Origin of the sequence: Parapedobacter lycopersici, from assembly GCF_040395035.1 — a bacterium.
GTDB lineage: Bacteria > Bacteroidota > Bacteroidia > Sphingobacteriales > Sphingobacteriaceae > Parapedobacter > Parapedobacter lycopersici_A.
Map to the genome: position 1 here is coordinate 1 of NZ_JBEBRB010000100.1, position 7544 is coordinate 7544.

The following is a 7544-nucleotide window of genomic DNA, read 5'->3' on the forward strand; positions in this document are numbered from 1 at the left end:
CCAACCCCAAAATCCGGATTTATGCCAAGCTTGAAGGTACGAATCCGGGAGGAAGCGTAAAGGATCGGGCCGCACTGAACATGATCCGAAGCGCAATGGAACGTGGTGAAATTACGAAAGGTACCACACTGATTGAAGCGACCAGCGGTAATACCGGCATTGCGCTGGCAATGATTGCCGGAATTTATGGATTGGACATTGAACTGGTCATGCCGGCCAGTTCGACACGGGAACGGACGCTGACGATGGAGGCTTTCGGGGCAAAGGTAACGTTATTGGACTCCATCGAAGTATGCCGTGATTATGCAGAGGAGAAGGGGCGGCAATCCGATTATTATATCCTGAACCAGTTTGCCAATCCGGATAATTACCTGGCGCATTACAAAACTACGGGTCCGGAGATCTGGCGGGATACCGATGGGACGATTACGCATTTTGTCAGTGCGATGGGCACAACAGGCAGCATTATGGGAAACTCCATGTATCTCAAGGAAAAGAACCCGGCTGTCCAGGTTATCGGATGCCAACCCACCGAGGAATCATCGATACCCGGTATCCGCCGCTGGCCGGAAGCCTACCTGCCGAAAATATACGATCCTGCCCGTGTGGATCAAATTATGGATGTGTCTCAGGCCGACGCAACTGAAATGGCCCGTCAATTGGCAAGGACCGAAGGTATTTTTGTGGGTATGAGTACCGGCGGTGCTTTCGCCTGTGCCCTGCGTTTAGCGGCCGGACTGGATGAAGGCGTTATCGTGTTTATCGCCTGTGACCGCGGCGACCGATACCTGTCAAGTGACCTGTTCGGATAAGGAATGGCTACAGTCTTTACGATCCGAATTTATTTTTCAATGCCGCCAGTTTTGAACCCATATCATCCTGCCGGTTTCGATGCCCGGTAGCCTTGCGGTCGCTTGGGCGGCTTTTTTTCTGCGCAGGTTTTTCGCCGGTTTTCATTGACAGGCTGATCCGGTTACGCTTCTCGTCAACTTCTGTAACGGTAACCATCACCTTCTGCTGTACTTTTACGACCTCATTCGGGTCTTTTACGAACCGGTCGGCCAGTTGACTCAGGTGCACAAGACCGTCCTGGTGTACACCAATATCGACAAAAGCGCCAAAATTGGTAATGTTCGTGACAATGCCCGGCAAACGCATTCCGATGCGGAGATCGGCCACGGTATGAACACCGTCTGTAAATGCAAACTGTTCAAATTGCTCACGGGGATCCCGGCCCGGCTTATCGAGTTCATTCAGGATATCCTTTAACGTGGGCATACCCACTGTATCATTCACATATTGGCCCAAACGTATCTGTTTCCGCAATTGCGGGTCGCCGAGCAAATCGGTTATGCTGCAGCCCAGGTCAGAGGCCATCTGTTGCACCAGGGCATACCGTTCGGGATGCACACCCCCCGCATCCAATGGATTCACGGCATTACGGATGCGCAAAAATCCGGCAGCCTGCTCAAAAGCCTTTTCGCCAAGGCGAGGGACCCGCTTGAGGTCCTCCCGGCTGCGGAATGCGCCGTGCATATCCCGGTAGTTCACAATCTGCTGGGCAAGGGAAGGCCCCAGCCCGGATACATAGGCCAGCACCTGTTTTGAGGCCGTATTCAATTCCACACCCACCGCGTTGACACAGCTGATTACGGTGTCGTCCAGTGCCGTTTGCAGCTTATTTTGGTCCACATCATGCTGGTATTGACCCACACCGATTGATTTAGGGTCGATTTTTACAAGCTCAGCCAGTGGATCCATCAGCCGGCGCCCGATGGATACAGCCCCCCGTACGGTAATATCATGGTCCGGAAATTCTTCCCGCGCGACTTCAGATGCTGAGTAAATAGAGGCGCCGCTTTCATTCACCATTACTACAATTACGTCGGGCAGCGCCAATTTTCGGACAAATGCCTCTGTTTCGCGTCCGGCAGTACCATTGCCAATAGCAATGGCCTGGATGTCGTACTTCTGAACCAAAAAAGCAAGCGTTTTAGCCGCTTCGGCTTCCTTTGCCACACCCGTGTGCGGAAAAATGGTGCTGTTCTCTAATAGCTTGCCCTGTTCGTCCAGGCATACCGTTTTGCAGCCGGTGCGGAACCCCGGATCGATGGCCATCACGCGCTTCTGGCCCAAAGGTGCCGCAAGCAATAGCTGCCGGGCGTTTTCCGCGAATACGCGGATCGCCTCTTCATCGGCCCGCTGGCGGGTAAGCATGCGGACCTCGGTTTCCATGGCGGGCTTAAGCAATCTTTTATAGCCGTCTATCATGGCCATCCGTACCTGGGCGCTTGCTTCACCCGAACCTTTTATATAGGCATGGTCAAGCAGCGGCAATATCGCCGTTTCAGCGACTTCCACATCCAGGTAGAGCATTTCTTCTTTCTCGCCCCGGCGCATGGCCAGCACACGGTGTGAGGGTGCGCTTTTCAACGGTTCAGACCACGCATAGTAGTCCCGGTATTTGATCGCTTCTTCTTCCTTTCCGGGGACTACCCGCGACACAAACAAGCCTTCGGATAAAAACACCTGACGGGCTTTAGCCCGAATATCGGCATCCTCGGCAATGGTTTCCGCGATGATATCGCGGGCACCGGCCAACGCATCCGCGTCACTGGAAACACCGTTTTCAATAGATATGAAAGACTGGGCTGCAGTTGCAAGGTCTGTGATTTCCTGTGCTAAAATGAGCATGGCGAGGGGTTCGAGCCCTTTTTCGCGTGCCACACTCGCCCGCGTCTTGCGCTTGGGTTTATAGGGTAGGTAAAGATCTTCGAGTGCGGCCATCGTTTCAGCATTCCTGACCTGCTGTTCCAGATCGGGAGTAAGCTTGCCCAGTTCCGTCAGCGATTTCAGGATCGCCTCACGGCGCTTGTCAAGTTCCCGGAGTTGTTGAACCCGGTCGCGGATGTGGGTAAGCTGTACTTCATCCAAACTGCCGGTCATCTCTTTGCGATAACGGGCAATAAAAGGAACCGTAGCACCCTCGTCTAAAAAAGCCAGGGTTGTTTTGACCTGTTTTTCGGACAAAGCAAGCTCCCTGGAAATAATAATTTCGTAATTCATGGAATGGAAAGGCAGTGAGAAGGCTGCTTATGCGTTTTTCTCTTCGTTAACAGAAGCGGATGCAGTTGGATTGGGTGATGAATCAGCTGAATCCCCCGAATGAACATCCGCAGCTGGCTTATCTTCCGCCGGGGCGTCTGCAGCGGCGGTCTGCGGCTGGTTATTGGATGGTTCGTTGTTGAACGAATAATCATCGGAATAACCGTCGCTGCCATAGTAATCGTCCGGACTGGGGTTATGCTGATAAGTGCCTGCCGGAGCGGCAGTACTGGCCTGGTTTAGTTTTTTGGGTTCCGACTCTTCTACAATGACGTCTTTTACCTCCAGGTCTTTTTCGAAATTATTGATCTGGTCACTGATGTCTCGCTTGATGCTTTCGGATGCATCTTTAAATTCGCGGATGCCGCGGCCCAGGCCACGTGCCAGTTCGGGTAATTTTTTTCCACCAAATATTAAGAGGGCTACCACGATGATCAACATCATCTCACTTGTTCCGATATTCAGGAACGCCAATTCGGTACTCAACATAACAGTCGCTTTGTTTGTAACAGCTAAGGTAGGGTTAAATTTTGTGAAATCCATGTAAATTTTGTGATATCCGCAGATGGGATAAAATAAAATATCCGGTAGCCTCCTTGCTTAATGCCGTGTCGGCCAGCAGAAAGCGTACTTCGGTGATCAATCGGCCGCTGCTCGTTCATAGCAGGATGGCTGAGCGTTATTCGGTCTGATACAGGGTATTAAATAACCACTTCAACGTGCCGCGGGATTGTGCCCGGAAGGTGATATCGGGACCAAAAGCATAAAATCTGCCCGTACCCACAGGCGCAGTAAACCCGGCGATTGTGTGCCGGAGGTAATCCGCTCCCCATATCCAGCCGCTAAGCAGCGGGTTTTGGTCGCCATACCACACCAATGGCTTGATTCCGGAGGTAGTTCCATTTTCTATTTGCTTGAAGACCGGACTGTTATCATACATCACCTGAACCGTATCCGGCATGCCCCAGCCCGCCGGATCCGCTGCATCCGCATAAACACGGTGTATACTGCCCGGTGCATAGAATTTTTCATTTGATAGGGCTTTTTCCTCGCCATTTTCACCGGTTTCCGTTAATGCGTTTTTTACCGGTAACCCCATATGATAGGCAAGATTAGTGCTTGTGCCCGTCGTAAATATGACACCGCCGGCTTCTACAAAATCCAACAATTGGGGGATGGAGCGTTCAGCAGTAATATTGCCAAGCATGTGGCGGTAGGCTTCGGGGAAACTGGATTCATCCGGCGGGGTACCCGCTGCCGCTTTCACGCCCGGGATTCCGGACCCGATGAAAAGCAGGATGTCGTATTTTTCCCGGAGCCTGCCCCGGTCGATCTCGCGCGGATATACAACCGTAAAATTGTCAAACCCATACTGTTCCAGTATCCACCGTGCCCATCCGGACGTCATGGAACCGCCATATCGATCGTAAAGGCCGATCCGCCGGAGCTTGATTTCCACCATCCGGGAGGGCTTTTTATCCAGCGGTGACGGGGCTATACCCAGCGAGTCCACCAATTCGCCCAGCAACGGATAGGCGGCAGACGGCACAAAAAAGGAACCCGCTGGCATTTCATTTATGGACGCTCCGATCCGGTATACCTGAAAATTGGCTTTCAGTAACCGGTTTGCGGCAATGTACGCATTATTAACTCGTGTATCGAGGAGGTATCCGACCGGGGATTCCACCGGTATTTTACCCGGTGGTATCTGCAGCTCGCCGTACGGAATCGCACTGAACGGGCCTTCAAAATCATCCAGTATGCGATCAAATTCGATCCCGAACTGGTAAGCCAGCGTCCACCCCGCGGCATCATAAGGCCGGATAGGCGGGCCGCCCGGGTATTGGAAATCGTTTGGATGATCCTGGGGCTCGAACATGTCCAGGACATGCGGACGGAATGCCTGATTGGTTTTTACAATGTAAGAACCCGCGGGGTAGGACTTGCCCGCCACTTCGAAATCCGCCGTTGCCCGGTGGATCAAAATGCCGGACTTTATCAGGGCATTGATGAAATGCACCGCCCTTGGGAAATCGACCTGGTTGGCCGGAATAACGAATCCACGTGGATCACGCAAATCTGGGTTTTCAAATACGGCCTCATAATACCGCAGGGGCATATTGTGCTGGGATCCTGCTGTCTTGCGGGCTTTTTCCGCAGCCGTATCGGCAGCAAATGCATCTTTCATTTGATCAATGTAGCCCGGTTTAGCAGTCCAATTATCGCGGCTTCCGCGGGCGATGGCGTGCTGGCCCATTTTGTACATATTGTAAAGCAACTGATCCCCAAAGCGGCTCGCATAATCCAAAACAGCATAATTGAGGGAAACGGAATAGGCAATCGCATCCCGGAAGTGCCAGGGCCGCGGCCTCACGGGGTTGGGGGTGGCATTATCCGGAATCAGCCGCTCCGGAACCAGCGGGATAGTCATCGGCGTAGGATCGCCAGCAATTTCCGTGAGTATGCCGATACTGTTGTGGTAATACGGCGTGGTACGCAGACCACCATTCCACCAAGTGGAATATACCGACCCGCTAAGCCGGGTATAACCGGGTTTATCCTCAGCATTTAACCGGTTAATCATTGCTGCCGCTACACCATCAATACCCGTAATCAACAGCGGATCGAGCACATGGTTGAATGGATCCCGGTAAGGCGGTCCCGCCAAAACACTTCCCGGGGGACCGGCTTGGTGGTGATTGTAAATGACCTGGGGCATCCAATCGATATACTGGATTCGCGACATCGTAGTCGTCTCCCGCAGGTTATTCATGTAAAAATCACGGTTGTTATCGTGCCCTGCGTATTTGTGATACAGCGTTGGGATATTCTTTGCCCGCTTTGCCGTATCATCATATTGCATGTACCAATCGGAAACCAGCTCCTGCCCATCCGGATTGCAGTGGAACAACAGGATAATAACGTCATCCAGTATCCGCAGGGTTTCCGGGTCGTTGCGACTGACCAGCTGGTAATAAGTTTCGATCAGTTGATGGGTCCCTACCGTTTCGGTGGCGTGAAGCCCACCGTCGATCCATATAACCGGCTTGCCTTCCATGGACAGCGCTCTCGCTTCTTCTTCCGGCAGTTCCGCCCGGGCCATTTTTTGGGAAATCGAACGGTACCGTTCGAGGTTGGCTATGTTTTCCGGTGAGGAGATGATAATCAGGTACTGATCCCGCCCTTCAGCGGTTCTGCCCGCCACCTCCAATTTAACGCGGGGCGAGACAGCTGCCAGTTTTTTAAAATAGGCGGCGGTCTGCGTGTAGTTGGCTAATTGGTAATCGTCACCGATATCGAATCCGAAATGTGCTTTTGGCGTGGGAATATCCTGCGCCCGGACGGGCAGAGCCATGGTGATAAATGCCACCAGTATATAAGCGATTGATCTTATCATCGTAAGAGGTTAAAATGGTTAGCGCATGCTGTCGTTGCCGTTAACGACAAACTTAACAAAAAATAATGGTTTACCCGGTGACGGCTATGCTTTTGAATATTCGTACCTTTGACGGCCTTTGAAGGGACGTTATGATGACTGGAAAATTGAAAGCTTACAGACCCTATTACCTGAGCAGTTTAGCCCTTGCCGGACCGGTGGTTATCTCTCAGCTGGGGCATACGCTCGTGCATACGGCCGACAGCGTGATCGTAGGTCATTTTGCCGGTACGGTACCCCTTGCCGCCGTGTCCCTGGTGCACAGTGTATTTATGATTGTCATGGTGATCGGCCTGGGTATTGCTTACGGCATTACCCCATTGATTGCGCAGGCTAACGGCAAAAAGGAGTATGACGAGTGCGGAGTACTCCTTTCGAACAGCCTGGTGATCAACATGCTGTCGGGCCTCCTGCTGTTTTGCATTGTTTATTTTGGCTCCATGGCGGCCATTGACCATTTGGATCAGGATCCGGAAGTGGTACGCGAGGCTAAGCCATACCTGTTTATCCTGAGTTTGTCTATGTTTCCGCTCATGGTTTTCAGCGCGTTCAAGCAGTTTGCGGAAGGGCTTGGTTTTACCAAACAGGCAATGAATATTACCATATGGGGGAATGTGCTGAACGTGCTGCTGGCTATCGTATTTGTAAAAGGAATGTTCGGTCTGCCTGCCATGGGTGTAAGTGGCGTGGGATACAGCACATTAATCGACCGTTGCCTGATGGCGCTCATCATGGGCTGGTATGTATTCCGCTCCGTTAATTTCAAACGCTATCTTCCGCGGTTTAAAGCGTTCCGTGTCGACCGGCAGCGGTGTAAGGCAATCCTGGGTATCGGTGCCCCGGTGGCGATGCAGTATGTATTTGAAATCGGCGCATTTGCCGGCGCAGCAGTCATTGCAGGTACGTTGGGTGCCCATATCCAGGCGGCTCATCAGGTGGCTATTACCCTGGCAGCCATGACGTATATGATGGCCAGCGGCATCGCCGCTGCCGCCACCATAAA

General features: G+C 52.3%; 5 protein-coding genes. 2 read left to right on the forward strand and 3 right to left on the reverse strand.

The genetic code is table 11. The features are described 5' to 3' along the window. On the forward strand, positions 1–812 hold an 812-nt coding region (gene cysM / locus ABWO75_RS12930), incomplete at its 5' end, for a cysteine synthase CysM (protein ID WP_353186180.1). A 16-nt stretch (positions 813–828) separates the two neighbouring features. Here the strand turns inward: cysM and ABWO75_RS12935 are convergent. From ABWO75_RS12935 to ABWO75_RS12945, 3 genes are all read right to left on the reverse strand, one after another. Further along, positions 829–3066 (reverse strand): Tex family protein, encoded by a 2238-nt coding sequence (locus tag ABWO75_RS12935; RefSeq protein ID WP_353186182.1) that lies wholly within the window; start codon positions 3064–3066, stop codon positions 829–831. A 27-nt stretch (positions 3067–3093) separates the two neighbouring features. Beyond that, entirely contained in the window at positions 3094–3594 is a 501-nt protein-coding gene (gene tatA / locus ABWO75_RS12940; RefSeq protein ID WP_353186184.1) for a twin-arginine translocase TatA/TatE family subunit, read from the reverse strand. Between the two features lie 190 nt (positions 3595–3784). After that, a complete protein-coding gene (locus ABWO75_RS12945) occupies positions 3785–6502 on the reverse strand; it encodes a M14 family metallopeptidase (protein ID WP_353186186.1) in 2718 nt (905 codons plus the stop codon). A 134-nt stretch (positions 6503–6636) separates the two neighbouring features. Between ABWO75_RS12945 and ABWO75_RS12950 the strand changes: the two genes are divergently transcribed. After that, a partial coding sequence (locus ABWO75_RS12950; protein WP_502922406.1) for an MATE family efflux transporter occupies positions 6637–7544 on the forward strand: 908 nt, incomplete at its 3' end.